Origin of the sequence: Sphingomonas sp. CFBP 8765 (assembly GCF_014841445.1) — a bacterium.
GTDB lineage: Bacteria > Pseudomonadota > Alphaproteobacteria > Sphingomonadales > Sphingomonadaceae > Sphingomonas > Sphingomonas aerolata.
Genome location: NZ_JACYTY010000001.1, coordinates 416,839 through 443,038, shown reverse-complemented (window position 1 = coordinate 443,038; position 26,200 = coordinate 416,839). Strand labels below are relative to the sequence as shown.

28 protein-coding genes are annotated in these 26,200 nt (G+C 66.7%); 21 read left to right on the top strand and 7 right to left on the bottom strand.

The features are described 5' to 3' along the window. Window positions 1-10 precede the first annotated feature (10 nt). Window positions 11-1,183, bottom strand: a complete 1,173-nt coding sequence (gene hemW, locus IFT87_RS02165) for a radical SAM family heme chaperone HemW (RefSeq protein WP_192007317.1) — start codon at window positions 1,181-1,183, stop codon at window positions 11-13. Between the two features lie 43 nt (window positions 1,184-1,226). On the opposite strand from hemW, the gene IFT87_RS02160 reads away from it, so the two are divergent. Next, window positions 1,227-1,784 carry a CAP domain-containing protein gene (locus IFT87_RS02160; protein WP_037531893.1) on the top strand — a complete coding sequence of 186 codons (558 nt, stop codon included), beginning with the start codon at window positions 1,227-1,229 and terminating at the stop codon, window positions 1,782-1,784. A gap of 49 nt (window positions 1,785-1,833) precedes the next feature. On the opposite strand, the gene rdgB is transcribed toward IFT87_RS02160, so the two are convergent. Next, window positions 1,834-2,469 (bottom strand): RdgB/HAM1 family non-canonical purine NTP pyrophosphatase, encoded by a 636-nt coding sequence (gene rdgB, locus IFT87_RS02155; protein ID WP_037531894.1) that lies wholly within the window; start codon window positions 2,467-2,469, stop codon window positions 1,834-1,836. Then, on the bottom strand, window positions 2,466-3,182 hold the full coding sequence (gene rph, locus IFT87_RS02150) for a ribonuclease PH (protein WP_031441505.1): 717 nt from the start codon (window positions 3,180-3,182) through the stop codon (window positions 2,466-2,468). The genes rdgB and rph overlap by 4 nt, the downstream gene beginning before the upstream one ends. 202 nt (window positions 3,183-3,384) lie before the next feature. Between rph and hrcA the strand changes: the two genes are divergently transcribed. From hrcA to IFT87_RS02130, 4 genes are all read left to right on the top strand, one after another. Then, window positions 3,385-4,428 (top strand): heat-inducible transcriptional repressor HrcA, encoded by a 1,044-nt coding sequence (gene hrcA, locus IFT87_RS02145; RefSeq protein ID WP_192007316.1) that lies wholly within the window; start codon window positions 3,385-3,387, stop codon window positions 4,426-4,428. Window positions 4,429-4,453: 25 nt separating this feature from the next. Next, the gene (gene grpE / locus IFT87_RS02140; protein WP_031394645.1) at window positions 4,454-4,993 is read left to right on the top strand and encodes a nucleotide exchange factor GrpE; all 540 of its coding nucleotides are present in this window, start codon (window positions 4,454-4,456) and stop codon (window positions 4,991-4,993) included. Window positions 4,994-5,130: 137 nt separating this feature from the next. Continuing rightward, entirely contained in the window at window positions 5,131-6,354 is a 1,224-nt protein-coding gene (locus IFT87_RS02135) for a threonine synthase (RefSeq protein ID WP_037531898.1), read from the top strand. 95 nt (window positions 6,355-6,449) lie between these two features. Further along, on the top strand, window positions 6,450-6,689 hold the full coding sequence (locus IFT87_RS02130) for a hypothetical protein (RefSeq protein ID WP_031394647.1): 240 nt from the start codon (window positions 6,450-6,452) through the stop codon (window positions 6,687-6,689). Between the two features lie 60 nt (window positions 6,690-6,749). Here IFT87_RS02130 and IFT87_RS02125 read toward each other — a convergent pair whose 3' ends face one another. Then, window positions 6,750-7,232 (bottom strand): hypothetical protein, encoded by a 483-nt coding sequence (locus IFT87_RS02125; RefSeq protein WP_037531902.1) that lies wholly within the window; start codon window positions 7,230-7,232, stop codon window positions 6,750-6,752. Then, a complete protein-coding gene (locus IFT87_RS02120) occupies window positions 7,229-7,675 on the bottom strand; it encodes a copper chaperone PCu(A)C (RefSeq protein WP_031441500.1) in 447 nt (148 codons plus the stop codon). Before IFT87_RS02120 ends, IFT87_RS02125 begins: the two co-directional genes overlap by 4 nt. Before the next feature lie 156 nt (window positions 7,676-7,831). Here IFT87_RS02120 and dnaK point away from each other — a divergent pair, with 156 nt between their 5' ends. The 3 genes from dnaK to IFT87_RS02105 all read left to right on the top strand — a co-directional run bounded on the left by dnaK (window position 7,832) and on the right by IFT87_RS02105 (window position 11,536). Beyond that, window positions 7,832-9,739, top strand: a complete 1,908-nt coding sequence (gene dnaK, locus IFT87_RS02115) for a molecular chaperone DnaK (RefSeq protein ID WP_031441499.1) — start codon at window positions 7,832-7,834, stop codon at window positions 9,737-9,739. 157 nt (window positions 9,740-9,896) lie between these two features. Then, window positions 9,897-11,033 (top strand): molecular chaperone DnaJ, encoded by a 1,137-nt coding sequence (dnaJ, locus tag IFT87_RS02110; RefSeq protein WP_031394651.1) that lies wholly within the window; start codon window positions 9,897-9,899, stop codon window positions 11,031-11,033. 125 nt (window positions 11,034-11,158) lie between these two features. Continuing rightward, window positions 11,159-11,536 carry a hypothetical protein gene (locus tag IFT87_RS02105; RefSeq protein WP_128082302.1) on the top strand — a complete coding sequence of 126 codons (378 nt, stop codon included), beginning with the start codon at window positions 11,159-11,161 and terminating at the stop codon, window positions 11,534-11,536. Window positions 11,537-11,918: 382 nt separating this feature from the next. Here IFT87_RS02105 and purB read toward each other — a convergent pair whose 3' ends face one another. After that, entirely contained in the window at window positions 11,919-13,217 is a 1,299-nt protein-coding gene (gene purB / locus IFT87_RS02100; protein WP_031441496.1) for an adenylosuccinate lyase, read from the bottom strand. Window positions 13,218-13,450: 233 nt separating this feature from the next. Here purB and IFT87_RS02095 point away from each other — a divergent pair, with 233 nt between their 5' ends. Continuing rightward, window positions 13,451-13,888 carry an EF-hand domain-containing protein gene (locus IFT87_RS02095; RefSeq protein WP_192007312.1) on the top strand — a complete coding sequence of 146 codons (438 nt, stop codon included), beginning with the start codon at window positions 13,451-13,453 and terminating at the stop codon, window positions 13,886-13,888. Window positions 13,889-13,964: 76 nt separating this feature from the next. Here the strand turns inward: IFT87_RS02095 and radC are convergent, their stop codons facing one another. Further along, window positions 13,965-14,657 (bottom strand): RadC family protein, encoded by a 693-nt coding sequence (radC, locus tag IFT87_RS02090; RefSeq protein WP_031441495.1) that lies wholly within the window; start codon window positions 14,655-14,657, stop codon window positions 13,965-13,967. Between the two features lie 173 nt (window positions 14,658-14,830). On the opposite strand from radC, the gene IFT87_RS02085 reads away from it, so the two are divergent. The 12 genes from IFT87_RS02085 (at window position 14,831) to IFT87_RS02030 (ending at window position 26,143) form a co-directional block, all read left to right on the top strand. Then, window positions 14,831-17,962: an intermembrane phospholipid transport protein YdbH family protein gene (locus tag IFT87_RS02085; protein WP_342211117.1), complete on the top strand. Its 3,132-nt coding sequence runs from the start codon at window positions 14,831-14,833 to the stop codon at window positions 17,960-17,962. 47 nt (window positions 17,963-18,009) lie between these two features. Beyond that, window positions 18,010-18,186: a YnbE family lipoprotein gene (locus tag IFT87_RS02080; protein WP_081874129.1), complete on the top strand. Its 177-nt coding sequence runs from the start codon at window positions 18,010-18,012 to the stop codon at window positions 18,184-18,186. Between the two features lies 1 nt (window position 18,187). Beyond that, the gene (locus tag IFT87_RS02075; RefSeq protein WP_031439562.1) at window positions 18,188-18,568 is read left to right on the top strand and encodes a YdbL family protein; all 381 of its coding nucleotides are present in this window, start codon (window positions 18,188-18,190) and stop codon (window positions 18,566-18,568) included. Window positions 18,569-18,832: 264 nt separating this feature from the next. Beyond that, on the top strand, window positions 18,833-19,153 hold the full coding sequence (locus tag IFT87_RS02070) for an AtpZ/AtpI family protein (RefSeq protein WP_192007310.1): 321 nt from the start codon (window positions 18,833-18,835) through the stop codon (window positions 19,151-19,153). Between the two features lie 70 nt (window positions 19,154-19,223). Continuing rightward, the gene (locus IFT87_RS02065) at window positions 19,224-19,982 is read left to right on the top strand and encodes a F0F1 ATP synthase subunit A (RefSeq protein WP_037529996.1); all 759 of its coding nucleotides are present in this window, start codon (window positions 19,224-19,226) and stop codon (window positions 19,980-19,982) included. A 43-nt stretch (window positions 19,983-20,025) separates the two neighbouring features. Then, window positions 20,026-20,253, top strand: coding sequence for a F0F1 ATP synthase subunit C (locus tag IFT87_RS02060; protein ID WP_031394300.1), 228 nt, complete (start codon window positions 20,026-20,028; stop codon window positions 20,251-20,253). 55 nt (window positions 20,254-20,308) lie between these two features. Next, entirely contained in the window at window positions 20,309-20,803 is a 495-nt protein-coding gene (locus tag IFT87_RS02055) for a F0F1 ATP synthase subunit B family protein (RefSeq protein ID WP_056680109.1), read from the top strand. Beyond that, window positions 20,796-21,428, top strand: a complete 633-nt coding sequence (locus IFT87_RS02050) for a F0F1 ATP synthase subunit B family protein (RefSeq protein ID WP_037529993.1) — start codon at window positions 20,796-20,798, stop codon at window positions 21,426-21,428. Before IFT87_RS02055 ends, IFT87_RS02050 begins: the two co-directional genes overlap by 8 nt. A 182-nt stretch (window positions 21,429-21,610) precedes the next feature. Continuing rightward, entirely contained in the window at window positions 21,611-21,931 is a 321-nt protein-coding gene (locus IFT87_RS02045; RefSeq protein ID WP_031394303.1) for a DMT family transporter, read from the top strand. A gap of 314 nt (window positions 21,932-22,245) precedes the next feature. Continuing rightward, entirely contained in the window at window positions 22,246-24,171 is a 1,926-nt protein-coding gene (uvrC, locus tag IFT87_RS02040) for an excinuclease ABC subunit UvrC (RefSeq protein ID WP_192007308.1), read from the top strand. Window positions 24,172-24,287: 116 nt separating this feature from the next. Beyond that, window positions 24,288-25,241 (top strand): polysaccharide deacetylase family protein, encoded by a 954-nt coding sequence (locus IFT87_RS02035; protein ID WP_192007306.1) that lies wholly within the window; start codon window positions 24,288-24,290, stop codon window positions 25,239-25,241. Beyond that, window positions 25,241-26,143 (top strand): GNAT family N-acetyltransferase, encoded by a 903-nt coding sequence (locus tag IFT87_RS02030; RefSeq protein ID WP_037529991.1) that lies wholly within the window; start codon window positions 25,241-25,243, stop codon window positions 26,141-26,143. Before IFT87_RS02035 ends, IFT87_RS02030 begins: the two co-directional genes overlap by 1 nt. Window positions 26,144-26,200: the final 57 nt, after the last annotated feature.

Genomic DNA, 26,200 nt, shown 5'->3' with positions numbered 1-26,200 from the left:
GCCGGCAGGGTTACGCCGTCACGATCTCGGGCAGGATCGCGTCGAGCAGCAGCGCCCCCGCTTCGGTGACGCGCAGCCGGCCCGGTGAGCGGGCGACGAGGCCGAGATCCTCGAGCCGTGCGACGGCGGCGAGATCCACCGGCACCACGCCGGCGTTGAGCTGCGTGATCCGGTCGAGATCGACTCCCTCGGCCAGGCGCAGCCCCATCAGCAGCGCCTCGGTCGCGCGCGTCGAGGGGGTGAGGGGCTCCTCGACCTCCATCCCGTGGCCGTTGCGCTCGATCGCCGCGAGCCAGTTTTCGGGCTTCTTGCGGCGCACTGTCGCCAGGCCGTCGCGGCGACCATGCGCCCCTGGGCCGATCCCGGCATAATCCTGGTAGCGCCAATAGGCGAGATTGTGGCGGCTCTCCGACCCCGGCCGCGCGTGGTTCGAGGTTTCATAGGCGGGGAGCCCGGCGGCTTTGGTGTCGGCGCGTGTCGCCTCGAACAGGTCCGCCGCGCTGTCGCCGTCGGGAATGACGATGCGGCCTGCCAGCGCCTCCGTCGCGAACCGCGTGCCGGGCTCGATCGTCAGCTGATAGAGCGACAGATGCTCGGTCCCGAAGCTCAGCGCGCGCGCGAGTTCGGCGCGCCAGTCGGTAAGACGCTGGCCGGGGAGCGCATAGATCAGGTCGAAACTCACGCGCGGAAAGACGCTCTGCGCGGTTGCCAGCGCGGCCTGCCCCTCGTTCACGTCATGCGCGCGGCCGAGGAATTTCAGCGCCTGATCGTCGAGCGACTGCAATCCCAGCGACACGCGGTTGACGCCTGCGCTCGCGAGGTCGGCAAAGCGCGCGGCCTCGACCGAGGAGGGGTTGGCCTCGAGCGTGATCTCGATCCCCTCGGCAAATCCCCAGGCGCGTTCGGCGGCGTCGAGGATCGCGGCGACCGTTGCGGGTGGCATCAGCGAGGGCGTGCCGCCGCCGAAGAAGATCGACTGGAGCTTGCGTCCCGGCAGCACCGACGCTTCGTGCGCGAGGTCGGTGAGCAGCGCCGCGCGCCATGCCGCCTGATCGACGCCCTCGCGGACATGGCTGTTGAAGTCGCAATAGGGGCATTTCGACACGCAGAACGGCCAATGGACGTAGAGCGCGAGGTCCCCCGAAGGCGGCGGGGCGGGGCTTGGCGTTTCGATCGGGGGCATTATCTCGCGCATATGGTCGCACGGAGCGACAGAAGGAAGCGCAATGACGGTTCGGTTGGGTCTGGCAGTTGCGGCGGCGTTGTTCGCCGGCGCTTGCGCGCAGGGGCCAGAACGCGTCGTGGAGCGGCGCGAGACGCAGGCGCCGGCACCGCGCGGGCCTGCGCTACTCAAGGCGGCGATGATGGACGGGCACAATACCGCGCGGGCGGCCGTGGGTGTCCCGCCGCTGGTGTGGAGCGATACGCTCGCGACCACCGCGCGCGCCTATGCCGAGGAAATGGCCAATACGCGCAAATTTGCGCATGCGCATCAGGTTCAGGGGCCGGGCCGCGAGGGCGAGAATCTGTGGACCGGCACGCGCTATGCCTATGCCTATCCCGAGATGATCGGCCACTGGGTCGCCGAACGGAAGGATTTCGTCAACGGCGTGACGCCCGCGTTCAGCCGGACCGGCAAATATGAGGATGTCGCGCACTACACGCAGATCGTCTGGCGCAATTCGACCGCGGTCGGATGCGCGATGGCGAGCAACGAACGCGACGATTATCTGGTGTGCCGCTATTCGCCGCCGGGCAATGTGGTGGGCGAGCGTAGCTACTAGGCACCCGAGATCGCCGGACCGTCACCGGGGGTGACGGTCCGGCGGCGTTTCAGAACACGGCGGCCTTCAGCAGTTCGAACGCGACGTTCCTGTGGCTGATCGCGTTCTTCGTCTCGTGCGGCAGCTCCGCATAGGTCTGGTCATGGCCCAGCGGCACGAACATCGGGTCATAGCCGAAGCCGACCTTGCCGCGCGGCGGCCAGACCAGCGTGCCCTCGGCGCGGCCTTCGAACCATTCGACATGCCCGTCGGGCCAGGCGAGCGCGAGCACGCTGACGAAATGCGCGCCGCGGGTCGCGTCGGGACCCTTGGCGGCGAGCGCGTCCTCGACCTTCTGCATCGCCATCGACCAGTCGCGACCGGTCGGCGTCTCCGCCCAGTCGGCGGTGTACACGCCCGGATCGCCACCCAGCGCATCGACGCACAGCCCGCTGTCGTCGGCGAGCGCGGGATAGCCCGACAGATCGGCGGCGGAGCGTGCCTTCAGCTCGGCATTGGCGAAGAAGGTCGTCCCGGTCTCGACCGGCTCGGGCAGATCGAGATCCGCCGCCGACACGACGTCGAACCCGCGCCCTGCGAGCAGGTCGGCGATCTCGCGCACCTTGCCCTTGTTGTGGCTTGCGATGACGAGCTTGCCGGGCTGGAGCTTGCGGATCGCCTGGGGGGCGCTGCCTTCGCCGCTCACTTGGCGACCGCCTTGGCCTGTGCCGCGAAGATGTCCGCGCAGCCGATGCGGGCGAGCCGCAACAGGCGGAGCAGCGCCTCCTCGTCATAGGTCGCGCCCTCGGCCGTTGCCTGCGCCTCAGCGATGTTGCCGTTTTCGAGCAGGACGAAATTCGCATCCGCATCCGCACCCGAATCCTCGATATAGTCGAGGTCGAGCACGGGGTTGCCCTGATAGATGCCGCAGCTGATCGCGGCGACCTTCTGCGTCAGCGGGTCGGCGGTCAGCTTGCCGCTGTCCAGCAGTCCGTCGATCGCGAGCCGCAGCGCGACCCAGGCGCCCGAGATCGAGGCAGTGCGCGTGCCGCCGTCGGCCTGAAGCACGTCGCAGTCCAGAACGATCTGGCGCTCGCCGAGCAGCTTCAGGTCGGTGACGGCGCGGAGCGAACGGCCGATCAGGCGCTGAATCTCCTGCGTGCGGCCCGACTGCTTGCCCTTGGCTGCCTCGCGGTTGTTGCGCGTGTTGGTCGAGCGCGGGAGCATGCCGTATTCGGCGGTCACCCAGCCTTCGCCCTTGCCGCGCAGGAACGGCGGGACCTTTTCCTCGATGCTGGCGGTGACGAGCACCTTCGTGTCGCCGAAGCCGATCAGGACGGAGCCTTCGGCGTGCTTGGTGAAGCGGGGTTCGATCGTGATGCTGCGCATCTGGTCTGGGGCACGGCCGGATGGGCGCATGATGTAATCCTAAACTTCTTCCGTTCGTCCTGAGTAGCTGCTGAGCTCGTCGAAGCGGCGTATCGAAGGATCGGCCCGCTTGGGGCACATCCTTCGTTACGGGGCTTCGACTTCGCTCAGTCCCTACTCAGGACGAACGGGTGGTGGGCAATAAGCGCTGCCTAGCCTTTCGCATTCCGGCTCGCCAGCCTAGATCAGCCGCATGGCCACGCCCCCCGTCACCGAACTGACCGACCGCGCGCGCGATATTTTTCGTGCGGTCGTCGACAGCTATCTCGCCAGCGGCACGCCGGTGGGGTCGAAGACGATCGCGCAGTTGACCGGGCTCAGCCTGTCGCCCGCCTCGATTCGCGGGGTGATGGGGGAGCTCGAAGGGCTGGGGCTGCTCGCCAGTCCGCATACGAGCGCGGGGCGGATGCCGACCGATCGCGGCCTGCGGCTGTTCGTCGACGGGATGATGCAGGCGATGGAGCCGTCGTTCGAGGAGCGCCAGACGATCGAGGCGCGCGCCGGCGTCGGTGGTCCGGTCGAGGAGGCGCTCGCCGCCACCACGCTTGCATTGTCGGGGCTGTCGGCGTGCGCGGGGTTGGTGATGGTGCCGAAGCGCGAGATGACGCTGCGCCAGATCGCGTTCGTCGCGCTGTCGCCCGATCAGGCGCTCGCGGTGCTGGTCAGCGAGGATGGCTCGGTCGAGAACCGCGTGATCGCGCTGCCCAAGGGGATGTCGCCATCGACCTTGGTCGAGGCGGGCAATTACATGTCGGCGAAGCTCGGCGGGTTGACGCTGGCCGAGGCGCGGCTGCGGATCGAGCGCGAGCTGGCGGACGGGCAGGCGGCGCTCGACGGTGCGGCGCGGATGCTGGTCGAGGGCGGGATCGCGGTGTGGAGCGAGGATGCGGATCGCCGCCCGGTGCTGATCGTCCGCGGGCAGGGGCGGTTGATCGATGCCGCCGCCGCCGCCGATCTCGACCGGGTCCGCGACCTGCTCGACGATCTTGAGGGAAAACAGGAGGTCGCATCGCTGCTCGACAGCGCGCGGGCGGGCGATTCGACGCGGATCTTCATCGGCGCGGAGACCAAATTATTCGCCCTGTCCGGCTCGTCGGTGATCGCGCGACCGTTCCGCGGATTGGACGGGCGAGTGGTCGGCGTGGTGGGCGTGATCGGCCCCACGCGGTTGAACTATGCGCGCGTCGTGCCCATGGTGGATTTCACGGCTGCAACGCTCGCCCGGTTGATGGGTTGAGCCGGCCCAACTTATAGGGAAAACAATGTCCGATATCGATCAGAACACGCCTGCCGACCTGCGCGAGGAGACCGCCGAAGCCGCACCCGAAGTGGCCTCGAACGATCGCGTCGCCGAGCTGGAGAACCAGCTCGCCGAGGCCAAGCAGAATGTCCTCTATGCGCAGGCCGAGGTGCAGAATGTCCGCCGCCGCGCCGAGAAGGAAGCGCAGGACGCGCGCGCCTATGCCGCCACCGCGTTCGCGCGCGACGTGCTGTCGGTTGCCGACAACCTCGCCCGCGGCCTGTCGGCGATCCCGGCGGACCTGCGTGCGGACGACAAGATGAAGGGCCTCGTCACCGGGCTCGAGGCCACCGGTCGCGAGCTGGAGAGCGTGTTCCAGCGCCACGGCATCACGAAGATCGCGGCCGAGGGCCAGATGCTCGACCCGAACAAGCATCAGGCGATGCTGGAGATCCCGAGCGACCAGCCGGCCGGGACGATCGTCCAGGAAATGCAGGCGGGCTACATGATCAAGGATCGCCTGCTGCGGCCTGCGATGGTGGGCGTCGCCAAGGCGGGGTGAGCCTGTCGGTCTGGTGTTCTCCCGCGAAGGCGGGAGGCCAGGGTTTCAAACGCTGTCGCCTGTGACCCTGGGCCCCCGCCTTCGCGGGGGAACGGCAGGAGGCGGCGCTCAACTTTCTGCCTCGCCGGGATGACGCCATGAACGAGAATCTGACCACCGATCGCGAGACGTTCGTCACGCATCTCGAATGTTCGATCACCGGCGAACGCTATGAGGCGGACCAGCTTCATGGCCTTTCGCGTGCGGGCAGGCCATTGCTCGTCCGCTACGACCTCGACGCGGTGCGGGCGACAATCTCGCGGGACACGATCGAGGCGCGTCCCACCGATCTATGGCGGTGGCGCGAGCTGCTGCCCGTGCGGCAGACGTCCAATATCGTCAGCCTTGGCGAGATCGAGACGCCGCTGGTGCCGATCCCGAAGTCCGGTGGCCCCAACGTCCTCGTGAAGGACGAAGGGCGGCTGCCGACCGGCAGCTTCAAGGCGCGCGGGCTCGTCATGGCGGTGGCGATGGCGAAGGAGCTTGGCGTCACCAGGATCGCGATGCCGACCAACGGCAATGCGGGCGCGGCGCTGGCCGCCTACGCCACGCGTTGCGGGATCGAGACGATCGTGCTCTGTCCCGACGACACGCCCGAGATCAACGTCCGCGAGATTGCGATGCAGGGCGCGCGCGTTTGGCGCGTCAACGGGCTGATCGACGATTGCGGTGCGATCGTCGGCAAGGGCGCCGCCGAGGGGCGCTGGTTTGATTTCTCGACGCTGAAGGAGCCCTATCGGATCGAGGGCAAGAAGACGATGGGGCTAGAACTGGCCGCGCAGTTCGGCTGGAAGCTGCCCGATGCGATCTTCTACCCGACCGGTGGCGGCACCGGCCTGATTGGCATGTGGAAGGCGTTCGACGAGCTCGAACAGCTTGGCTGGATCGGCTCCGAACGACCCAAGATGTTTGCGGTGCAGGCGAGCGGCTGCGCGCCGATCGTCCGCGCGTTCGAGGCGGGTGAGGAGCATGCCGAGCGCTGGGAGGATGCGAGCACCGTCGCGGCGGGCATTCGCGTCCCCAAGGCGGTCGGCGACTTCCTGATCCTGCGCGCGGTCCGCGAGAGCGGCGGGCAGGCGATGGCGGTCGGCGATCCCGCGATCCTCAAGGCGGTCGAGGCTGCCGCGAAGCAGGACGGGCTGCTGCTGTGCCCAGAGGGCGGCGCGACGCTCGCGGCCTACACCCATGCGCTGAACACCGGTCTGGTCGACGAAGACGACCGCGTCGTACTTTTTAATTGTGCGACCGGACTGAAATATCCGATGCCCGAAGCGCCGCAAGCGCTTGATAGAACACAAGCTATCGATTTCGACGCATTGTAGGTGGCGAATCGCCACCGGCTGGGCTCGCTTTCCGGTGGTTGATATTAATCCATGTTATCTGCAACGGGGCGCCCTTCATCACGAAAAGGGCGGAAATGCAGAAGATTCTTCAGGTCGTGTGTGTCGTGCTGGTCGCGGCGGCGGTCATGTTCGGCGGGCGCTGGTACATGTATGTCGCGCGCGGCGAGACCCCGTATGACGAGGTCGGCATCGCGCTGAACGGCTATGCGCCCGCGCCGCTGCGCGCCTGGGGCTGTCACAAGATGCAGGAGCGGTTCTTCGGGCAGTTGCCGCCTTATGGCTGTGCGGGACCGGATGGGCGCAGCTGGCTCTGATATCGTCCTAGCCCACGTCATCCCAGCGTTCGCTGGGGTGACGGTTTGGGGAGTGGCGGACTAGGCCGACACCTGCGGCTTGAACGGAAGCAGCGTCTCGTACTGCGCGAGCGGCGGGGCGCCTGCGACCGTCGCGCCGGCACGCAGCAGGAAGGCGTGGCGGACGATCTCGCCCTGCTGCTCTATACCGTAGCGGTGCAGCGCGACGCCGGGACGCAGCGCATAGTCGTAGCGGCACCACGGATGCCGTACGAGCGGGAGAAAGATACCGCGCTGGTGCTGCCAGATATGCGTCATCTCGTGGATGAACAGCCCTTGCAACGTCAGATGGGCGTGCGCGAAATCGTCGCACCACAGATCGCCCTTGGGGTGGAAATGGATGCACCCGCGCGGCGCCATCACCGTGTCGCGCGGCTGGAAGAAGGCCCATTTGCTGCGCGCCAGGCGCACCGGCGCATAGTCGATCGCATCGCCGAAGACCGACGCCGCGAGCCGCGTCTCGGCCGGGGTCAGCGCTCGCGTCGACCGATCGCGAACGCTCACTTGGTTCCGGTGTCGCCGGCGCCGACGACGGCCGCGTTCTGCAGGATTCTGGTGCCGTCGGCGAAGGTGAGGGTGAAGGTGATGGTGCGTTCACCGGGCTTGATGCCGGGATTTACGTCGAACAGCATCACGTGACGGCCGCCCGGCGCGAACACGACATCGGTCTTGGCCGGGATCTCGACGCGCGCGATCGGTTTCATCGACGACACGCCGCCGGCCGACATGCTCTCGTGCATCTCGCTCCGGATCGCGACATCGGTGGTGACGTTGATCAGCGTCGCATCGGCCGGCCCGCCATGGATCGTGAAATAGCCTGCTGCCGGTCCACCCTTGACCGCAGCGAGCCGGACCCACGCCTTCTCGACGGACAGCTGTTGCGGCTGTGCACAGGCCGCCACCCCGACCAGGGCCGTCACGGCAAAAATACCACGCATCGTCATCATCGCCACTTCATACCCCTCTTGCGATCTCTACGAGCCGTACAATCTTGCGGCAAGCGCGAGCCAACCTATATCGCGCCCATCAATCGAAAGGTTCCACTGCCGTAACGGGGTGGAGCCCGAGACTTTTTTACGATGTGTGAGGGGCTATTTAAACTCATGGCTAAAGTAATCGGTATCGATCTCGGCACGACCAACAGCTGCGTTTCCGTCATGGAAGGTGGCAAGCCCAAGGTCATCGAGAATTCCGAAGGCGCGCGCACCACGCCGTCGATCGTCGCATTCGCCAAGGACGGCGAGCGACTGGTCGGCCAGCCGGCCAAGCGCCAGGCAGTGACCAACGGCGACAATACCATCTTTGCGGTGAAGCGCCTGATCGGCCGTCGTTTCGACGATCCGATCACCAAGAAGGACACCGAGCTGGTCCCGTACAAGATTTCGCGCGGGCCGAACGGCGACGCATGGGTCTCGGCCGGCGGCAAGGACTATTCGCCGTCGCAGATCTCGGCGTTCACGCTGCAGAAGATGAAGGAAACCGCTGAGTCGTATCTCGGCGAGACGGTCACGCAGGCAGTCATCACCGTTCCCGCATACTTCAACGACGCACAGCGCCAGGCGACCAAGGACGCCGGCCAGATCGCCGGCCTTGAAGTGCTGCGCATCATCAACGAGCCGACCGCAGCGGCGCTGGCCTACGGCCTCGACAAGCAGGACGGCAAGACGATCGCGGTCTATGATCTTGGCGGCGGCACGTTCGACATCTCGATCCTCGAGATTGGCGACGGCGTGTTCGAGGTGAAGGCGACCAACGGCGACACCTTCCTCGGCGGTGAGGATTTCGACAACAAGATCGTCCAGTTCCTCGCCGACGAGTTCAAGAAGGCGGAGGGCATCGACCTCGCCAAGGACAAGCTGGCGCTGCAGCGTCTGAAGGAAGCGGCCGAGAAGGCGAAGATCGAGCTCAGCTCGGCGCAGTCGACCGAGGTCAACCTGCCCTTCATCACCGCGGACCAGAACGGCCCGAAGCATCTGGTGAAGTCGATCACGCGCGCCGATCTGGAGCGGATGGTCGAGGACCTGGTCAAGCGGACGCTCGACCCCTGCAAGAAGGCACTCGCTGACGCCGGTCTGAAGGCCGACGACATCTCCGAGGTCGTGCTGGTCGGCGGCATGACGCGCATGCCGCGAGTCCGTGAAGTCGTGAAGCAATTCTTCGGCAAGGAGCCGCACACCGGCGTCAACCCGGACGAGGTCGTCGCGATGGGCGCCGCGATCCAGGCCGGCGTGCTGCAGGGCGACGTCAAGGACGTGCTGCTGCTCGACGTGACGCCGCTGTCGCTGGGCATCGAGACGCTGGGTGGCGTGTTCACCCGGATGATCGATCGCAACACGACGATCCCGACCAAGAAGTCGCAGACCTATTCGACGGCGGACGACAACCAGGGCGCGGTGACGATCCGCGTGTTCCAGGGCGAGCGCGAGATGGCGGCCGACAACAAGATGCTCGGCAATTTCGATCTCGTCGGCATCCCGCCGGCACCGCGCGGCGTGCCGCAGATCGAGGTCACGTTCGACATCGACGCCAACGGTCTCGTCAGCGTCTCGGCCAAGGACAAGGGCACCGGCAAGGAGCAGCAGATCCGCATCCAGGCATCGGGTGGCCTTTCGGACAGCGACATCGACCAGATGGTCCGCGATGCTGAGACCTTCGCCGAGGAGGACAAGAAGCGTCGTGCGGGCGCCGAGGCGAAGAACAACGCCGAGAGCCTGATCCACACGACCGAGCGTCAGCTTGCCGATAATGGCGACAAGGTGGACGATGCGCTCAAGACCGAGATCCAGGCCGCGATAGACGCGACCAAGGCCGCGGTCGAAGGCGGCGATGCCGATGCGATGACCGAGAAGAGCACCGCGCTCGCCCAGGTCGCGATGAAGCTCGGCCAGGCGATCTACGAGAAGCAGGCTCAGGCGGATGCCTCGCCGTCGGCTGATGGCGATGCGGCGAAGAAGGACGACGACGTCGTCGACGCCGAATTCTCGGAAGTCGACGAGAACCCGAAGGCGTAACTGAAACTCCCTCTCCCCAGGGTCCCATGAAAGTAATATTTTCATGGGTGCCCGGTCGGGGAGAGGGCCGGGGTGAGGGGCAGTTCCGCGCGCTGTCGTCCGGAACGGCCCCTCACCCAACCCTCTCCCCGGAGGGGAGAGGGCTAAGAGGGCCGTTATGAGTACCCAGACAGACTATTACGAACTGCTCGAAATCGAGCGGACCGCGGATGCGGGGACGATCAAGTCGTCCTACCGCAAGCTCGCGATGAAATATCACCCGGACAAGAATGCCGGTTGCAAGGATTCGGAGGCCCAGTTCAAGGCGGTCAGCGAGGCGTATGACTGCCTCAAGGATCCCCAGAAGCGTGCGGCCTATGATCGCTTCGGCCATGCCGCGTTCCAGAATGGCGGCGGCGGCGGTCATGGCGGCGGCGCGCAGGATTTCGGCGGCTTCAGCGACATTTTCGAGAGCGTTTTCGGCGAATTCATGGGCGGCGCGCAGCGCGGCGGCGGTGGCCGATCGTCGGCACGTCGCGGCGCGGATTTGCGGTACGACATGGAAGTCAGCTTGGAAGAGGCGTTCCACGGCAAGGCGACCGAGATCACCGTCGACGTCTCGGCCGTGTGCGACACGTGCGACGGGTCGGGCGCTAAGGCCGGTACGCGTGCCAAGACCTGCCAGCATTGCGGCGGTCACGGCAAGGTCCGCGCACAGCAGGGCTTCTTTGTGGTTGAGCGCGCCTGCCCGGTCTGCAACGGCGCGGGTCAGGTGATCGCCGATCCATGCCCCGATTGCCGCGGCGAGGGCCGGGTCGAGAAGACCAAGACGCTCAGCATCAACGTGCCGCCCGGTGTCGATGAAGGCACGCGGATCCGGATGACGGGCGAGGGCGAGGCCGGCGCGCGCGGTGCACCGGCGGGCGATCTCTATATCTTCCTCCACGTCACCAAGCATAATCTGTTCGAGCGCGAGGGTACGACGCTGTTCGCGCGCGCACCGATCAGCTTCACGGTCGCGGCACTCGGCGGATCGCTGTCGATCCCCGGCCTCGACGGGCGCACGCACGAAGTGAAGATCCCGGCGGGTATCCAGTCGGGCAAGCAGCTGCGTCAGCGCGGTGCCGGCATGCCGGTATTGCAGGGCCGCGGTCATGGCGATCTGGTCGTGCAGATCGACGTCGAGACCCCGACCCGCCTGTCGAACCGGCAGAAGGAACTGCTTGAAATGTTCCGCGAGACCGAGACCGGCGACGAATGCCCCGACAGCCAAGGGTTCTTCGCCAAGCTGAAGGGCGTCTTCGCCGCGGAATAGGCCGCGCTGCTTGGCGCGCGTGACAGGGGGATAGTGTGGCGGCAATCGGTGTGACGTTTCTCGCTTGCTGGCTGCTGATGCTCGCGGTGCCCACGATCCCCCTGTCTCGGTTCCTCCGCATGCTTTTGGTCGAGGCGCCGGTCAGGCGGGTGGCGCGGCTGACGCGCGGCGACGTCGCGGTCGGTCTGGTGCTGATTGCGGCAGCGTGCGTCATGATGTTCGCCGATGACGGCGACAGGGTCCGGGTTGCCATGATGGGCGCGCCCGACATCGCGATCTGGCTGGCATCGTTCGAAGTGTCGGCGTATCTGGACGTGTCGATTGGGTTGATCGGCGCGGTGTCGAGCCTGCGGATCCGGAGTTTGCCGGCGCGGCTGGCGTCGGTTTTACGACGTGGGCGGCCGGTGGGTGCAAACCGCCGTGCGATACGCGTGCGCAAACCCGACGCGCTTAGTTGCGCCAACGATGACGATCATCGACCGCGCCTTGCCTTTGCAGCCTGAAAAGCGGGAGCCTGCGACCCTAGCCGCGCCCCTCCTTGGAGGGGCGGGCGGGCCGATGGATCAGAGGGTGGAAATGACCACCCCGACCACCAGCGCTTGAGCCGCGATCGCCAGCATCGAGCTGGTCACGGTTTCGAACATGCGCATGGGTAGGTCTCCGATGCCGGAGTAGTATCCGGCATCAGTGATATGGCGATAGTTGCGAGTTGTCGCAATTTTGTAACATGAAATCGTAATTGCGTTGCGTGCACTTGGTGGGCTCAGCCTCTCCCCGCCCGTCATCCTGACGAAAGTCAGGATCCAGAGTAACGCGGTGCGGCGCTGCTTGGCTCTGGATCCTGACTTTCGTCAGGATGACGAGGGGGTAGTCGAACTTCCGCCGTTAGGCCGCGCCGAACACTCGGGCGAAGATCGTGTCGACGTGCTTGAGGTGATAGCCAAGGTCGAACTTGTCCTCGAGCTCGGCATCGCTCAGCGTCACTTCGGGATCGGCCTTGAGCAGGTCGAGCAGCGAGAGTGCGCCGTCCGAATCCCACACCTTCATCGCGTTGCGCTGGACGAGGCGATAGGCGTCCTCGCGGCTCACCCCGGCCTGCGTCAGCGCGAGGAGGACGCGCTGCGAATGGACGAGCCCGCCCATCTTGTTGAGATTCTTCTCCATCCGCGCCGGATAGACGACCAGCTTGTCCATCACCCCGGTCAGCCGCGCGAGCGCGAAGTCGAGCGTGATCGTCGCGTCGGGCCCGATGTACCGCTCCACCGACGAGTGCGAGATGTCGCGCTCATGCCACAGCGCGACATTCTCGAGCGCGGGCGTGACATAGCCGCGGACCATGCGCGCGAGACCGGTCAGGTTCTCGGTCAGGACCGGGTTGCGCTTGTGCGGCATCGCCGAGGAGCCCTTCTGGCCGGGCGAGAAATACTCTTCCGCCTCGAGCACTTCGGTGCGCTGGAGGTGGCGGATCTCGGTCGCGAGCCGCTCGATCGAGCTGGCGATCACGCCGAGTGTCGCGAAGAACATCGCGTGGCGATCGCGCGGGATGACCTGGGTCGAGACGGGCTCGACCGACAGGCCGAGCTTGCCCGCGACATAGTCCTCGACGAACGGGTCGATGTTGGCAAACGTGCCCACCGCGCCCGAGATCGCGCAGGTCGCGACGTCGGCGCGCGCCGCCACCAGCCTTGCGCGGTTGCGCGCGAACTCGGCATGCGCCTGCGCCATCTTGAGGCCGAAGGTGACGGGCTCGGCGTGGATGCCGTGGCTGCGGCCGATCGTCGGCGTCATCTTGTGCTCGCGCGCGCGGCGTTCGAGCACGACCAGCAGCGCGTCGAGGTCGGCGATCAGGATATCGCTCGCCTTGGCCAGCTGGACCGCGAGGCAGGTGTCGAGGACGTCGGACGAGGTCATGCCCTGATGCATGAAGCGCGCCTCGGGGCCGACATGCTCGGCGACGTTGGTCAGGAAAGCGATGACGTCATGCTTGGTCTCGCGCTCGATCTCGTCGATCCGGTCGACCTCGAACGCGCCCTTTTCCCAGATCGCGGCCGCGGCCTCTTTCGGCACGACGCCGAGTTCGGCGAGCGCGTCGGTGGCGTGCGCCTCGATTTCGAACCAGATCTTGAAACGCGCTTCGGGCGTCCAGATCGCGACCATGTCGGGGCGGGAATAGCGGGGGACCATCGGGATTTCCTGTGGCTGGGGAGAGGAGGCGCGACGCGCGCCCCGGCGGGACCTACGGCGGCGATCGGTCGCGCGGTAGCAGGCCGGACGGCAAGGTTCAAACCCAACCCCGGGGGATCGGGCGATGCCGACGGAACCCTGTGCGGCAGTCATGCATTGATACCGCCTACTATCCGAACGAACGACCTTCGCGACTGGAAAGTCGCCACCTAGGTCGCAGCAGGAGAGAAGACATGCTGAAATTCACTCTACTTATCGGTGCGATCGCGCTCGCGACGCCGACATCCGCGCAGACCATGACCGGCGGCACGCCCAACTCACCGGCGCAGCCCATGGCGCAGACGGAATCTTCGCCGCAGTCGCCGTCATCTTCGACGATGCAGGGCAATCCTGCGGGAGCGACTGCGCAGCAGCCCGTCACGGGGGCGCAAGTGGCACAGGTCGTCGATGCGGAATTCCCGGGATATGACAAGAATGGCGACAATCTGCTGAGCACGTCCGAATTTGGCGCCTGGATGGTCGCGCTGAAGACGCAGTCGGACCCGACGACGGTCGCGGTCGCGCCCGAGACGCGCAAATGGGTCGACGGTGCGTTTGCGCAGGCGGATGCCGACAAGAACAAGATGCTGACCAAGACCGAGCTGACCAGGTTCCTGACCCAGGCCGGCTGAACCAAACGCGCGGGAGGACCCTCGCGACATCAAGGCCGCCGGCTGACCCCGGCGGCTTTTTTGCGTCACGCGCTCCTTAAATCAGCCCTTGCGCGCGAAGGCTTACATGGCCGGCAGTGCCGATGACGATGTGGTCGTGCACCGCGACCCCCAGCCGCTTGCCCGCCTCCGCGATCGTGCGGGTGATCTCGATGTCTGCGCGACTGGGGGAGGGGTCGCCGCTGGGATGATTGTGGACGAGGATGATCGAGGCCGAGCCGAGATCGATCGCGCGGCGGATCACCTCGCGGACATAAACCGCGGCCTGGTCGATCGAGCCCTCGCTCATCACCTCGTCGCGGATCAGCATGTTGCGCGTGTTGAGATGCAGGACGCGGAACCGCTCGATGACGTGATGCGCCATGTCCGCGCGCAGATAGTCGAGCAGCGCCTGCCAGTTGGCGAGCACCGGCCGCTCCCCGACGCGTGCCTGCAACAGGCGAAGCGCGGCGGCGTGCGCGATCTTGACCGCGGCGGTCGAAATCTCGCCCATGCCATCGACGCGCGCGAGCGCCGCCGGATCCGCGGTCAGCACCCCGCCAATGCCCCCGAATTCGCGCATCAGCGCCTTGGCGAGCGCCTTGGTGTCGGCACGGGGAATCGCGACGGCGAGGAGATATTCGATCAGCTCGTGATCGAGCAGCGCCTCTCCGCCACCCTCGAACAGCCGCTTGCGCAGCCGCGCCCGGTGCCCCTTGCGCTCGTCGACTATATCGTCTGCCCCCGCCATGGCCGGATGCTAGCACATCCAGCCGCAATTGCATGACGCCCCCGCTACCGCCTATGCAGGCCGGGAAAGCGTGACGGAGTAAGCGGTTGACCGAGACGAGCGAGACAGGGCCCGACCCTCGCCGTCACGCGCCGGCTCGCCGTCGCGGCGGGCTCGCGCGGATTCAGCGAATCGTGCTGGTCGTAGCACTCCTGCTGCTCGCCCTGCTCATCGGGGTCTGGGTACTCCGCAAGCAGATCGCGACGGGCTTCATCGATCGCGAACTCGCGCGGGCCGAGGTGCCTGCGCGCTACGAGATCGCCGATCTGGCGCTTGGCGGGCAAAGGCTGACCAATGTCGTGCTCGGCGATCCGGCCGATCCCGATCTGGTCGCAGACTGGGTCGAGACGCGGACCGGGATCGGGCTGTCGGGACCGTATCTGGAGGCGGTGCGCGCGGGGCGGGTGCGGCTGCGCGGGCGGCTGGTCGGTGGACGGTTGTCGCTGGGGGCGATCGACCGCCTCCTGCCTGCACCCTCGGGCAAGCCGTTCGCGCTGCCCGCGCTCGACGCGACCGTCGACGATGCGCGGATGCGGCTGGAGACGCCTTACGGGCTGGTCGGGTTGAAACTCACCGGGACGGGGAAGCTCGATAACGGTTTCCGGGGCTCGCTTGCTGCGGTCAGCGATCGGCTGAACGTTGGCGGCTGTACGGGCGACCGCCTTACCGCGACGGTCCGCGTGCGGATCGATGCGGCGAAACCGATCCTGAAGGGTCCGGTGCGGCTGGGGCGGCTGGGGCGGCTGGCGTGCGGCGATTCGCGGGCGGACAGCGTCGTCGCGACGCTCGACCTGACGCTCGGTGCGGCGCTCGATCGCTGGCAGGGGCGGGCCGCGCTGGCGACCGGACCGGCCGTCCTGCCCGGAGCGACGTTCGCCTCGGCCAAGGGCGACGTCGACTTCGCCGGCACCCGTGCGGGAACCTCGGGCAAGGCGGATATCGCAGCGGATACCGTGCGGACGGCCGAGGGCCGCGCACGCCGCGTGGCGATCGCAGGATCCTACCGTCTTGGTGAGGTTATCGCGTTCGAGGGCCGCGTTAGCGCGGCGGGTGCCGCGATCGCCCCGCGCCGGCTTGCCGGGGTGGAGGCGTTGCAGGGATCGGCGGCTGGGTCGCCCGTCGCGCCCCTCATGGACGCAGCGGTGCAGGCCGTAACGCGGGCCGCAAAGGGCTTTGCCGCCGATGCGGTGATCGCCGTTCAGCAGCGCGGCGGGCGCGGTAAGGCCGTACTGTCACGCCTCGCGCTTGCATCGGCGAGCGGCGCGAGGATCTCGATCGATGGCGGGGAGGGGCTCCGGTTCGCATGGCCTGGACGCGGTGCGTCTGGCGGAGGCGTCACGCTCGATACGACTCTTGCGACGCAGGGTGGCGGGTTGCCGCAGGCGCGCATCGCGCTAGCCCAGGCCCGGCCGGGTGCGCCGGTCCGCGGCGTCGCGACGGTCGCGCCTTATGTCGTGGACGGCGCGCGGCTGGCGGTGACCCCGGTGCGGTTCAGCGCAACGCCCGGCGGGGCGACCGCGATCACGACGCGGGTGACACTCGACGGTCCGATCGGCAGCGGCGGCAAGGACCGGGTCGAAGGCCTGTCGATGCCGATCGCTGCCAGCTGGGACGGGAAGACGCGGCTCGTCGTCAACACTGGCTGCACGCCGCTCGCGGTCCAGCGGCTGGCGGTGTCGGGGCTGGTGCTCGACCCTGCGCGGCTGTCGCTGTGTCCGATCGACGGAGCGCTGGTGCAGATCGATCGCGGGCGTCTGCGCGGGGGTGCGCGGATCGCCGCGGCCGGGCTGTCGGGGCGGCTGGGGCGGACGCCGCTGACGCTGAACGCGAGCGGCGCGACGCTGCGGCTGGCCGACCGGGGCTTTGCGATCGACGGCGTGCAGACCCGGATCGGCGCGCCCGAGCGGGTCACGCGGCTCGACTTCGCGACGATCACCGGGCGGATGACGACGCAGGGAATCGCCGGCGCGTTCACCGGCGGGGCAGGGCAGATCGGCAATGTGCCGCTGCTGCTGAACGAGGCGGCGGGCGACTGGACGCTGATCGGCGGTGCGCTGGCGCTCGACGGCACGATGGGCGTCAGCGACGCCGCCGCCACCGCGCGGTTCAAGCCGGTTGCGGCGCGCGGCGTGACGCTGTCGCTGATCGGCGGCACGATCACCGCGGCCGGAACGCTGTTCGAACCGGTCAGCAGCACCAAGGTCGCCGACGTCACGCTGGTCCATGCCCTCGGCACGGGCATCGGCCGCGCTGACCTGCTGGTGCCTGGGATCGTGTTCGCCAAGGACGCGCTGCAACCCGAGGCGCTGACGCCATTGACGTTCGGCGTGATCGCCGACGTCAACGGATCGGTCAGCGGCGACGGGCACATCGCGTGGACCCCCGACGGCGTGACGAGCACCGGGGTGTTCCGAACCGCCGGCACCGACCTTGCCGCCGCGTTCGGCCCGGTGACCGGGATTGCGACCGAGATCCGCTTCACCGACCTGCTCAACCTGCAAAGCGCGCCGGGGCAGGTCGCGACGATCCGCACGCTCAACCCCGGCATCCCGGTCAGCGACGGGACGATCCGCTATCAGACCCTGCCGGGTGCGCGCGTGCAGGTCGAGGGCGGGGCGTGGCCGTTTGCGGGCGGATCGCTGACGCTCGACCCGACGCTGCTCGATTTCTCCGCGCAGAGCGAGCGGCGGATGACGTTCCACATCGCCAACATGGCCGCCGACCAGTTCCTGCAGCAGTTCGATTTCAAGAATCTCGACGCGACCGGCATATTCGACGGCGTGCTGCCGATGATCTTCGACGAGACGGGCGGTCGGATCGAGGGCGGCGACCTGCGCGTCCGGCCGGGCGGCGGGACGCTCGCCTATGTCGGCGATCTCAGCCAGAAGGATCTCGGCATCTGGGCGAACATCGCGTTCCAGGCGCTCAAGTCGTTACGCTACCAGTCGCTCCGCGTCGGCATGAACGGGCCGCTCGCGGGCGAGATGGTGACCGACGTGCGCTTTGCCGGGATCAGCCAGGGCGAGGGGGCGAAGTCGAACTTCATCGTCCGCCGGCTGCAGAAGCTGCCCTTCGTGTTCAACATCCGGATCAAGGCGCCGTTTCGCGGGCTGCTCGATTCGGCGCAGAGCTTCTATGATCCGAAGCGGCTGATCGAACGCAACCTGCCCGCGCTGATCCAGCAGCAGTCCGCGCCGCCATCCCCCGGGCCTGCCGTTCCCGCAGCCCCATCCATTCAGCCCGCCGAAAGCAGGATCGTGCCATGACCGAAACAGGATTGAACAAGCTGGAGCAAAGACCGATCTTGCACAGGATGAGGACGATCGTCTTTCTGGTCACGACCGCCGCCGCCCTGCCGGGCTGCATCAACGTGTCGGCGCCGGACAAGCCGATCGAGATCAACCTCAACATCAATGTGACGCAGGAAGTGGTCTATCGTCTCGATGGCGAGGCGAAATCGCTGATCCAGCAGAATCCGGGGATATTCTGAGATGAAGATCAAGGCTTTGACGATGATCGCGGCGGTGGCTGTGCTTGGCGGCCTGTCGGTTGCCGCGTCGGCGCAGCGTGACCCCGCCTATGCCGCGGCGCGCGCGGGCGGCGAGGTCGGCGAGCAGCCCGACGGCTATCTCGGGCTGGTCGGCGCGGCGAGCGGCGATTTGCGCGCGCTGGTCAACAGCATCAACATCCAGCGCAAGTCGGCCTATACCGCCAAGGCGCAGGCGAGCGGCGCGACGGTCGAGCAGCTGGCGTTCACCAGCGGTTGCAACCTGATCGCGGGGACCAATCCGGGCGAGAAGTACAAGACGCCGGGTGGTGTGTGGAAGACGCGCACCGCCGCCGCGCCGGAGCGTGATTCGCGCTGCGTCTGAGCATGCCGTCCTGATGCCCTCCGTCATCCTGGGCTCGACCTAGGATCCAGAGCTGTACACGGTCCGCCTGCAGCTCTGGATCCTGACTTTCGTCAGGATGACGGATGGGACAGGGCGTAACGCGCCCCGCAGTCACCACATTGATGACGATACTGTCACACCGGTTGACTTGGCCCCCCCCCTTTTCTAAACGGACCGCGCCTTGGCGGGATCGCTCGTCGCTGCGTATATCTCCCCGGTGTCGTATCAGGTGGAGAGCATGTCGTGGCGGAGATCGAACCCGGACAGGACCCCTACGGTGTTGAAGATCCGCGACTTTCCGCGCTCGATGAGCGATTGAGGGAGGTCAAGGCTCGGGAGGCGCTGAAAAAGGGGCAGGGAGGGCCGGATGCCGAGCGGGGTTACTCGCAGGGCAATCGGGTCATCTCCGCCCTGATCGGGAGTCTCGTCGGCAGTGCGCTGATCGGATGGTTGATAGACCATTGGGTCGGCACTGGGCCTTGGGGTCTGATCGTGTTGCTGTTCCTCGGAATTGCGGTTGCGTTCAGGCAAATCATTCGAATTTCAGGCGAACGCCCGGAGTAGCCGGGCGTTTGTCGTTTCAAGACGGCAGGGATTCCACGTGGCGGCAGAACAGGGCGGCAAGATCGATCCGATGCACCAGTTCCTGATCGAGCCGGCGTTCGGCTCGCACTGGATCGTAGGTGGTTACGACCTGTCCTTCACCAATTCCGCGATGTGGATGGTGGTGACTTTGGTCGCACTTTGGGCCTTCATGATCGGCGGGATGAAGCGCGAGCTCGTTCCCGGTCGCTGGCAGGCCGCGGTCGAGGGCTTTACGGGCTTCATCTCGGGCATGCTCGAGCAGAATGTCGGGCCCGGCGGCAAGCGCTTCATTCCTTACGTCTTCTCGCTGTTCATGTTCATCCTGTTCGCGAACATCATCGGCCTGCTGCCGTTCGGTATCGTGCCGGGCGTTCACCCGTTCACCGTGACCAGCCACATGACCGTCACCGGCGTGCTGGCGCTGATCAGCTTTGCGATCGTCCTGATCGTCGGCTTCGGCAAGCACGGCTTCCACTTCTTCTCGCTGTTCGTGCCGAGCGGCACGCCCGCGCTGATGATCCCGTTGATCTTCGTCGTTGAGCTGATGTCGTTCCTGGTGCGTCCGTTCTCGCTGGGTCTGCGACTGTTCGTGGCGATGACCGCGGGGCATATCCTGCTGAAGGTGCTGGCGGCTTTCGTGATCAACGGCATCAACCTGGGCGGCGTCTATATCGGTCTGGTGACCGCGCCGAGCATGCTGCTGATGATCGGCATCACGCTGCTCGAGCTGCTGGTCGCCGCGATCCAGGCCTATGTGTTCGCGCTGCTGACGTCGGTCTATCTGAACGACGCCGTGAACCTTCACTAAGTTTTCTTTCGAACCACTACTGATTTTCCAAGGGAGTTTTAACATGGACGTCAACGCAGCAAAGATGATCGGTGCCGGCCTCGCAGCGATCGGCATGGGCCTCGCCGCACTCGGCGTGGGTAACGTCTTCGCCCAGTTCCTCGCCGGCGCACTGCGCAACCCGGGCGCTGCCGACAGCCAGCAGGGCCGTCTGTTCATCGGCTTCGCAGCCGCCGAGCTTCTCGGTCTGCTCGCATTCGTCACGATGATCATCCTGGTGTTCGTCGCCTAACATGCGCTGATCTGGCCGGGCGATATCCCGTCCGGCCGTATCACGAAGGACTGCCATGCCCCAGATTGCCCAGATAGCCGCCACCTACGCTTCACAGATCTTCTGGCTGCTCCTCACCTTCGGGATCCTGTATTTCGGGATCGGCAAGGGGATGGTGCCTAAGATCGTGTCGACCGTGGACGCGCGTGAAGGCCGAATCGCGGGCGATCTGGCAGCGGCAGTCGCTGCACGGGCGCAGGCCGATACGGTCCAGGCGACCTGGCAGGCCGAAATGGATGCGGCGCGCGTCGCGGCACAGGCCGAGACCGCGGCCGCAGCCAAGCGGGCGGCAATGGCCTTCGAGCAGCAGGTCCATGCGGCCGATGCCGACATCGCCGAGCGTCTGGGTCATCACGATCTCGCCGTGGCGAATGCGAAGGCGCAGGCCCTCGCCAATCTTCAGAATGTCGCAGCCGAAGCGGCACAGCAACTGGCCGACAAGGTTGCCGGACTTCAGGTGAGCCTGGACTCGGCGAGCGATGCGGTACGCAGGACGATGGCTCATGGCTAATACCCCCGCCGCCAACCCGGACGCACCGGCCAAGGTGATCTCGGCCGAGGGCATGGCGCCCGAAGGCTCGATCGACAATCAGGGGTTGCAGGGTCACACCGTCGCGCCCGGTACCGTCGAGCATGTCGTCGACCCGACTGCGCTCGGCGTCAACTCGACCGGCTGGGTTGCGATCGCGATGATCATCGTGCTGGCGCTGATGGTGTGGAAGAAGGTCCCCGGCATGATCGGGCGGTCGCTCGACGCCAAGATCGCCGGGATCCGCACGCAACTCGACGAGGCCAAGGCGCTGCGCGCCGAGGCCGAGGCGATCCGTGCGGAGTATGAGGCCAAGGCCAAGACTGCGCATCTCGAAGCCGAAGCGATGAAGGCGCATGCGCATACCGAAGCCGCGGCGATCATCGCCAAGGCCAAGGCGGGTGCCGAGGATTTGATGACGCGTCGCGCCAAGATGGCCGAGGATAAGATTGCCGCCGCAGAGCGCGCCGCGATCGCCGAGGTCCGTGCGCGGGCCGCCGACGCCGCTGCCAAGGCAGCCGGTATTTTGATCGCCGAGCATCACGATGCCGCCGCCGACCGCGCGATGGTCGATCGGTCGATCTCGGGGCTTGGCCGCCTGAACTAATCGTCTGCTCCCCCGCGAAAGCGGGGGGCAGGTTCTCACGACACAGCGCCGGCAACCCTGGACCCCCGCTTCCGCGGGGAACGGTCGTTCGCTCGGCGCCTTTTTCGTTTTTTACAGGCGGCCGTCTCTTCCCGGGTTTCCGGCGGCTGCGTCTCCAATCTGAGCCCGTTGGAGATACTCTTATGTCCTGGCTCATCCTCGGCGTTGCCGTGATCACCGAAATCACCTGGGCGCTCAGCCTCAAATGGGCGGCGACCGTTGCCACGTGGCAGGCGTCTTCGGTTCCGATCGTGCTGAGCTTCGTCAACATGGGCCTGCTCGCGCTCGCCATGCGTGGGCTGCCGGCGGGTACGGCGTATGCGATCTGGACCGGCGCTGGGGCGATCGGCGTGATCATCGGTGGCGTGATCCTGTTTGGCGACAAGGTCAGCGGCGTGCAGGCGTGTTTCATGGCGCTGACCGTCATCGGGATCGTTGGGACCAAGGTGTTTGCGCAAGCCTGATCGTCTGCCGTTGCCCGCAGGGCATGAAGAAGACTGCTCACGCGAAAGCGCGATGGCGCGAAAAGAAGGAAAATTAGTTCGCGCAGAGGCGCAGAGAGCGCGGAGGCGTGGCGCTTGGGATGGATCTTCCGACTGCCACACGGGCCATGAGCCTCCGGCGGTTCGAGGACAGATGCCAACCCTAATCGCTTCTTCTCTCTGCGTCCTCTGCGCCTCTGCGCGAAAATTCTCTACTCTTCGCGCCATCGCGCCTTCGCGTGACCATCAAGTCCTCGGCTGGCATAACCCCCTTCGACTCCCTAGATTCCCCAGCGATGTCCTCCCCCAATTCCCCCGACCGTTTCAACGAAGACAAATCCACCTTCGCCGTCCGCGGCGGCGGCGAGGCGCCCGATCTTGCGGCGGGCGTCGCGGCGATCCGCAACGTGCTCGACACGCTGCCGATCCGCCCCGGCGTCTACCGGATGCAGGATGCGCGCGGCGACGTGCTCTATGTCGGCAAGGCGCGGGCACTCAGGAACCGGGTCGCCAACTATGTCCAGGTCGAACGCCTGACCAAGCGGCTGCAGCGGATGGTGTCGCAGACCCGGTCGATGACGATCGTCACGACCAACAACGAGGCCGAGGCGCTGCTGCTCGAATCGCAGCTGATCAAGCGCTATCGCCCCGCCTACAACGTGCTGCTACGCGACGATAAGAGCTTCCCCTTCATCCTGCTGCGCGACGATCACGACTTTCCGCGCGTCCAGAAGCACCGCGGCGCCCGGCGTGCGAAGGGCAATTACTACGGCCCGTTCGCCAGCGCAGGGTCGGTCAACAACACGCTCAACGCGCTCCAGAAGCTGTTCCTGTTGCGCAGCTGCACCGACAGCTTCTTCAAGACCCGCGACCGTCCGTGCCTGCTCTACCAGATCAAGCGCTGCTCCGCGCCGTGCGTCGGCCGGATCGACGAGGGTGCGTACAAGGAGCTGGTCGACGACGCGAAGAGCTTCCTCGCGGGCAAGTCGACCGGCGTGCAGGCCAAGCTCGGCGCGCAGATGCAGGCCGCCGCCGAGAATATGGACTTCGAACTCGCCGCGCTGCTGCGCGACCGGTTGAAGGCGCTGACGTTCATCCAGGGCACGCAGGCGATCAATGCCGAGGGCGTGGGCGACGCGGACATCTTCGCGATGGCGTGCAAGGATGGGCTGATCGGCATCCAGGCCTTCTTCATCCGCGGCGGCCAGAACTGGGGGCATCGCAGCTTCTTCCCGCAGCACACCAACGACGTGCCCGAGGACGAGGTGCTGACCAGTTTCCTCGGCCAGTTCTACGAGGACGTGCCGCCCGCACGCCAGATCCTGCTCGACCGCGAGCTTCCCGAGGGCGCGCTGCTGGTCGAGGCGCTGGGCGAGCGCGCAGGCTACAAGGTTGCGGTGCAGGTGCCGCAGCGCGGCGATCGCCGTCGCTTGATGGATCAGGCCAAGCGCAATGCGGTCGAGGCGATCGAGCGGCGTCAGGCCGAGTCGACGACTCAGGCCAAGCTGCTGCGCGAGGTCGCCGACCTGTTCGACCTGGCCGAGCCGCCGCAGCGGATCGAGATCTACGACAACAGCCATATCCAGGGCACTGCCGCGACCGGCGCGATGGTGGTCGCCGGCCCCGAAGGCTTCCGCAAGGGCCAGTATCGCAAGTTCAACATCAAGAACAAGGACACCATCCCGGGCGACGATTTCGGGATGATGCGCGAGGTGTTCACCCGGCGCTTCGCGCGGGCGCAGGCCGAGGATCCCGATCGCGACTCGGGCGAATGGCCCGACCTGGTGCTGATCGACGGCGGCAAGGGGCAGCTCAATACGGTGAAGGCCGCGCTCGAGGAAATCGGCGTCGAGGACGTGTGCCTCGTCGGGATCGCCAAGGGGCCGCAGCATGGCCGTGACGGGCGCGAGGTATTCCACATGCTCGACGGCCGCGAATTCCAGCTGCCCGTCAACGCGCCGGTGCTGTTCTACCTTCAGCGGCTGCGCGACGAGGTCCACCGCTTCGCGATCGGCGTCCACCGCGACAAGCGTAGCAAGGCGATCGGCGCGAGCCCGCTCGACGAGGTCCCGGGCATCGGCCCCGCGCGCAAGAAGGCGCTGCTGATGCATTTCGGCACCGGCCGCGCGGTTCGAAATGCCAGCCTGCAGGATCTGCAGCAGGCGCCGGGCGTGTCCGCAGCGGTCGCACAGCAGGTGTACGACTTTTACCACTCAAGATAATTCAGTTTAATAATGTTGATCAATCTTCGGCTGAGGCCGATAGATTGCGGAGGTCGGGGCACGCCTGTCTCGTAGGCGGAAACCTTATCTTCACCACGGGACACTAGGCCAGTGACGTGACCACGGCAGTTTTCCTGACGATCGACACCGAATTTGCCTGGCGGCACCACCGCGAGGGGCTTTGTAGCGATGCGATCTACCACCGGTCGGTCGAGCCCGCGGGGGTCGGAATCAGCTATCAGCTCGACAAGCTGGCGCGGTACGGGCTGAAGGCCTGTTTCTTCGTCGACCCGATGCCCGCGCTGACCTTCGGGATCGAGCCGGTCCGGCGGATGGTCGCGACGATCCTCGACGCGGGGCAGGAGGTTCAGCTGCATCTCCATCCCGCCTGGACCGCCGCGATCGCGCGGGACCGCGGCGCGAATCACGCAAAATTCGACCTGTCCGACTATCCGCTGGCCGAGCAATATGCGCTGATCCTGCGCGCCACCGAACTGCTGATCGACGCGGGTGCGCCCGACCCGATCGCGTTTCGTGCGGGCAGCTATGCCGCGAACGACGATACGCTCACCGCGCTCGCTGCGCTCGGTTTCGCCTATGACAGCAGCCATAACGGTGCGGCGGCGTGCGATGCGAGCAGGATCTCGCTGTCGCCGCGTCAGATCGCGCCGGTCGATGCGCAGGGCCTGATCGAGATCCCGGTGACCGTCATCGAGGATCGACCGGGTCAGTTGCGCACGCTGCAGCTCTGCGCCCTGTCCGCGAACGAGAGCCGCGATGCGCTTGAACACGCCGCGGCCCGGGGGCATGTCGCTGCGACGATCGTCAGCCATGGTTTCGAGTTGGCGAATCGGCAGGGCACGCGCGCGAACGCGGTCCATGTCCGCCGGTTCGAGGCGCTGTGCGCGACGCTGGCGGAGCTGCGCACGGATTTGCCGACCCGGCATTTCCGCGATCGCCCGCCGCTGGTCCTTGGCCGGCACGACCGGCCGCTGGCGCGCGATCCGATCCGGCGGGGCCTGCGCCAGGCCGAGCAGCTCTGGTCGAACTGGGTCGAAGAACGCGCCTGATGACCGCGGTCAGCGTCCGCCTGAAGTTCCAGCTCGGCGCCCGCACGCTGGCGACGATCCCGCGCCGGCTGGTGCGCGTCGCGCTGTCGCTCGACGATGTGCTGGCGGGCGATGTACCGATCCTGCCCGCGCTGCCGACACAGGCCGATGGCTATGTGATCACCTCGTTGCCCGCGGACCGGATGGACGCGCTCGAGACGCGTGGTCTGCTGACCGTCGTCCGGCAGCGTTATGTCCGGTATCACGCCGACCTGCGGATCGGCGAGGCGGCATGGCTCGCGACGCTGTCGGGCAGTGCGCGGTCGGGGCTGAAGCGCAAGACGAAGCGGCTGGCAGCGTTGTCGGGCGGGGCGCTCGACATCCGTGGCTATAGAACCCCCGCCGAGATTGCGGTGTTTCACCCGCTGGCGCGGACGGTGTCGGCGACGACCTATCAGGAGCGGCTGCTGGGATCGGGGCTGCCCGATGGCGAGGCGGCGCTGCAGGGTTTCAAGGCGCTCGCCGCGGCGGACCGGGTGCGGGCCTGGCTGCTGTTCGTCGAGGGCCGGCCGATCGCCTATCTCTGCTGTACCGCGCAGGGCGGGACGCTGCGCTATGACCATGTCGGGCATGACCCCGCCGAGAACGCGCTGTCGCCGGGCGCTGTGTTGCAGGTCGAGGCGATGCGGCAGCTGTTCGACGACCGCTTTGCCTGGTTCGATTTCACCGAGGGGGAGGGGCAGCACAAGCGGCAGTTCGCGACGGCGGGGACGGCGTGCGTCGATCTGCTGCTGTTGCGGCCGACGCTGGCGAACCGCGCGACGGTGGCCGCGCTGGGGGCGTTCGATGGTGCGGCGGGCTGGGCGAAGCGGGCGTTGTCGCATCCGCGAGTCGCGCGCATGGCGCGCGGGATCCGGCGCTGAGCGCGCCTGGCCGGCGGATCTGGAACAAGCGGAGTTTTCGAGGCTCCCGTTCGTCAC

Coding starts and splice junctions, on each gene's coding strand:
- hemW (WP_192007317.1), bottom strand. CDS start 1,183: ATGCCCCCGATCGAAACGCCAAGCCCCGCCCCGCCGCCTTCGGGGGAC.
- IFT87_RS02160 (WP_037531893.1), top strand. CDS start 1,227: ATGACGGTTCGGTTGGGTCTGGCAGTTGCGGCGGCGTTGTTCGCCGGC.
- rph (WP_031441505.1), bottom strand. CDS start 3,182: ATGCGCCCATCCGGCCGTGCCCCAGACCAGATGCGCAGCATCACGATC.
- hrcA (WP_192007316.1), top strand. CDS start 3,385: ATGGCCACGCCCCCCGTCACCGAACTGACCGACCGCGCGCGCGATATT.
- grpE (WP_031394645.1), top strand. CDS start 4,454: ATGTCCGATATCGATCAGAACACGCCTGCCGACCTGCGCGAGGAGACC.
- IFT87_RS02135 (WP_037531898.1), top strand. CDS start 5,131: ATGAACGAGAATCTGACCACCGATCGCGAGACGTTCGTCACGCATCTC.
- IFT87_RS02130 (WP_031394647.1), top strand. CDS start 6,450: ATGCAGAAGATTCTTCAGGTCGTGTGTGTCGTGCTGGTCGCGGCGGCG.
- IFT87_RS02120 (WP_031441500.1), bottom strand. CDS start 7,675: ATGATGACGATGCGTGGTATTTTTGCCGTGACGGCCCTGGTCGGGGTG.
- dnaK (WP_031441499.1), top strand. CDS start 7,832: ATGGCTAAAGTAATCGGTATCGATCTCGGCACGACCAACAGCTGCGTT.
- dnaJ (WP_031394651.1), top strand. CDS start 9,897: ATGAGTACCCAGACAGACTATTACGAACTGCTCGAAATCGAGCGGACC.
- purB (WP_031441496.1), bottom strand. CDS start 13,217: ATGGTCCCCCGCTATTCCCGCCCCGACATGGTCGCGATCTGGACGCCC.
- IFT87_RS02095 (WP_192007312.1), top strand. CDS start 13,451: ATGCTGAAATTCACTCTACTTATCGGTGCGATCGCGCTCGCGACGCCG.
- radC (WP_031441495.1), bottom strand. CDS start 14,657: ATGGCGGGGGCAGACGATATAGTCGACGAGCGCAAGGGGCACCGGGCG.
- IFT87_RS02080 (WP_081874129.1), top strand. CDS start 18,010: ATGAGGACGATCGTCTTTCTGGTCACGACCGCCGCCGCCCTGCCGGGC.
- IFT87_RS02075 (WP_031439562.1), top strand. CDS start 18,188: ATGAAGATCAAGGCTTTGACGATGATCGCGGCGGTGGCTGTGCTTGGC.
- IFT87_RS02065 (WP_037529996.1), top strand. CDS start 19,224: ATGCACCAGTTCCTGATCGAGCCGGCGTTCGGCTCGCACTGGATCGTA.
- IFT87_RS02060 (WP_031394300.1), top strand. CDS start 20,026: ATGGACGTCAACGCAGCAAAGATGATCGGTGCCGGCCTCGCAGCGATC.
- IFT87_RS02055 (WP_056680109.1), top strand. CDS start 20,309: ATGCCCCAGATTGCCCAGATAGCCGCCACCTACGCTTCACAGATCTTC.
- IFT87_RS02050 (WP_037529993.1), top strand. CDS start 20,796: ATGGCTAATACCCCCGCCGCCAACCCGGACGCACCGGCCAAGGTGATC.
- IFT87_RS02045 (WP_031394303.1), top strand. CDS start 21,611: ATGTCCTGGCTCATCCTCGGCGTTGCCGTGATCACCGAAATCACCTGG.
- uvrC (WP_192007308.1), top strand. CDS start 22,246: ATGTCCTCCCCCAATTCCCCCGACCGTTTCAACGAAGACAAATCCACC.
- IFT87_RS02030 (WP_037529991.1), top strand. CDS start 25,241: ATGACCGCGGTCAGCGTCCGCCTGAAGTTCCAGCTCGGCGCCCGCACG.